Origin of the sequence: Psychrobacter sp. TB20-MNA-CIBAN-0197, from assembly GCF_040309765.1 — a bacterium.
GTDB classification, from domain to species: Bacteria; Pseudomonadota; Gammaproteobacteria; order Pseudomonadales; family Moraxellaceae; genus Psychrobacter; species Psychrobacter submarinus.
Map to the genome: position 1 here is coordinate 1 of NZ_JBEOPC010001498.1, position 230 is coordinate 230.

The following is a 230-nucleotide window of genomic DNA, read 5'->3' on the forward strand; positions in this document are numbered from 1 at the left end:
TCTGGATTCCGTTCGGCAATCTGATCGGGCCGCTGATCCTTTGGCAGATGAAGCGCGAGAAGGACCCGTTCATCGATGCACAGGGTAAAGAGGCGCTGAATTTTCAGATCACTGTCGCCATTGCCTCGATGATCTGCTTCCTGCTCATGCTGCTGATCATTGGTTTCTTCCTGTTTGGCTTGCTGGCGATCGCGGCACTGGTCCTGACGATCATTGCAGGGGTCAAAGCC

1 protein-coding gene is annotated in these 230 nt (G+C 54.3%); it reads left to right on the forward strand.

Annotated elements, in window-relative coordinates; translation table 11 throughout:
• A partial coding sequence (locus AAEY83_RS18975) for a DUF4870 domain-containing protein (protein WP_351061817.1) occupies window positions 1–230 on the forward strand: 230 nt, incomplete at both ends.